This window comes from Bacillus cereus group sp. BfR-BA-01316 (genome assembly GCF_022664195.1).
Lineage (GTDB): Bacteria > Bacillota > Bacilli > Bacillales > Bacillaceae_G > Bacillus_A.
The window spans coordinates 1-2,719 of the sequence record NZ_JAKUGX010000066.1; the positions used below are offsets into that span (position 1 = coordinate 1).

Consider the following 2,719-nt stretch of genomic DNA (forward strand, 5'->3'; position numbering starts at 1 on the left):
ATATATAGAGTGAGATAGTTATAAATACAAAAAGAAGATTAAGACTAGTAATATAAACAATTCATACTTTTTATTAGCGTATCAAATTTGATACGGTACCGTATCAAATTTGATACGGTACTTTTGGTAATAAATTCAAATAAAAAAAGAGCCGTAAAAACGACTCTAAAATAATTTAATTGGTAACTTACTTAAAACAGTATTTTTACTCATTACATTTTTGAATTGTAAAACTAAATGTTCTGAAACGTCATCTTTACTACCTGAAATAATAATGTTTGGATTTACAAACAAAACATAATCTTTTGCTTGCTGGTTATCTTTAAAATCTCCTGATATCGATTTTGCTAAGACCCCTTTTTTAATCAAAGAATTAACTACTCTACTAACTTTTGGTCTTGATGTTTTCAAAACCTCGGCAATTGTTACAATAGTTAGCGCACAAGGAAGTTTCTTCTTAACATCATCTACGATCGCATTAGAGTACATACTTACATTACATTGTAAATCCGTTAAAAATACTTTTTCCTCACTAGTAAAATATTTTTCATCTCTTAAGAACTTCCAATTTTCTTGAATAAATTGAGAAAATCTAATTTTAGATGATGGTTTTTTCTTCTTTCCTAAATACAACTCTTCACCAGTTGCTTGAGAAATTACTTCCATCGCCTTCTCAATTTCCTCTTTTGAAAAACCAAAATTATTTTCATACTGTTTTCTTTCAGACTCTAAATCTCTTTGTCTAGCATTTTTTTCAGCTTGTCCGAAGTCTAAAATTTTATTCACCGTTACCCTCCTACTATGCCAGAAGGAAACCAAAACCAATATTTTTTTATGTATATTTAATAAAACAAATAACTATATTATCATTCCCAAAACGTGTATTGTTTGATAAAATATGAATAGTTATTTTAAGAATCATTTTTCTTGGTTAGGGTGGTTTCCTACCTGGAAAATTCTTAAGAAACTTTGTTCTCAGCAAAGTTTCTTTTTTTCATTTTACCACAAATTTCTACATAAAACTTTAATCCTCATCAATTGAAAACATCTACTCTTTTAACGCTCCATCCCATAGTCTTGGTCTCGTTTTTTAGACTTCATACTTAATGACTTTTCCTTCTTTTGTTGTTCAATCTCTTTTTGATTATCACTAAAGAACTTTTGAACTCCATTACGCTCACTATCATCTACAAAATGGCGCTTCAACAACTTTTTCCCCATCTTATCTAATACAGTTGCTTTCATATAACCCACCATATTTGCAAGTTGAGGCACTTTCTCTTTATAAAATTCCTTCAATCGTTCCAACGTTTTCTTCAAAAAATCGTTTTCCGTTTTTAATTCTAGATTTTCAGTCTTAAGTTGTTGATTTTCTTTTATTAAATGTTCCATTTTTTCTTTTAAATTGATTTTATCCTTGTTTAAAAGATCATTATCACCTATAAGCTTCTTATTTTGTGTTTTAAGCACATCTGAAGCTTTCGCAAGGGTTTTAATAGATTGATAGTTCTTAGGCTCCAGAATAACCCTTCCTGTCGCTTTCTCGACCTTTCTAAACATTTCACGTTCCCAAACAGTTTCTTGTTGCACTTGAATTTTATCGAACTTCGAAACATCTTCTACATCCGCTACTAATTTATTTGCCAATTCTTTTGCATGATCTGCTTTCTTTAATGCTTGTACAGCCTCATTTTCATGATATTTTGTTTGTTCTTTAAACCCTTGAACTGTCGCATGTTTAATATCTTTTGTTGTCCCTCTTTCCAATTTATGACCATGTTCATTCATACGCTGATGATATCTATCTTGCAAATTCGCTAAATCTTCTTTTGTTTCAATAAACTTCTTACGACTAATTTGCCATGTATTAGCTTTTCTACGTCCGTCATACGCCTGAATTAACGGAACTGCTACAACGTGCAAATGTGGCGTTCTCTCATCCATATGAACCGCTGCATGAATGATTTTATTTTTTGTAATACCAATATCTTTTTCAAGAAACTCAAAAGACTGTTTCGCCCAGTCTTCAATTTCCTCTTTCGATTTATTCTGAAAGAATTCCTCATCACTCGTAAACAGAAATTCACAAGCCACATCATTTTTTGCACTATTAATTGCTTGATCAAATGATTTCCGTCTATCAGATCGCATACTTTTCATACGTTTCTCATGGTCTATTTTCATTTCACTTGTAATCTCATTAAATCGTTTTAAATATGTATCCTCACATTTTACGAGCTCGATATTCTCGCTTGATTTCGCCCGATCAATATCATGATTTGTATATGAAACCCTGTCTGCATTATGTTTTCCAATTCCTCGTAGATCTCCTGTTGTTTTAATTCCTTGCACTCGAAAAATAGAGTAACTCACAGAGCCAGCCCCCCTTATATTCGTTCACCTAATCATGGCATAGAGGGTAATTGGATGTCAATTAGAGAACATACTCTTATATTGTCACTACGCAACAATAGAGCGTGCCCTGCGGGACTCTTCAGCTACCGCTGAGCACGGCTTGCCGTGCCAAAGAAAAATCTTGGGCTTTGCCCAACCCCACTGGGGAAATCTTCCCCAGCCCCCATCTAACAAACTCCCCCAACCCCCTCATTTTTTGAGGGGGCTCCCTCGCCGGTAGGCAGGGTCAAACGGGTACCGTTTGACAACCACAAGAGGGTCTGGGACAGTAAGTCTGTCAACTCCTTAATGCTCCTTCACTTCA

The 2,719-nt window shown here is 33.7% G+C and carries 2 protein-coding genes; both read right to left on the reverse strand.

What is annotated here, in order from left to right:
• Window positions 1–165: 165 nt before the first annotated feature.
• Window positions 166–786: a MarR family transcriptional regulator gene (locus tag MR071_RS24855; protein ID WP_242238224.1), complete on the reverse strand. Its 621-nt coding sequence runs from the start codon at window positions 784–786 to the stop codon at window positions 166–168.
• 270 nt (window positions 787–1,056) lie between these two features.
• Window positions 1,057–2,373, reverse strand: a complete 1,317-nt coding sequence (gene mobV, locus MR071_RS24860) for a MobV family relaxase (RefSeq protein WP_242238225.1) — start codon at window positions 2,371–2,373, stop codon at window positions 1,057–1,059.
• Window positions 2,374–2,719: the final 346 nt, after the last annotated feature.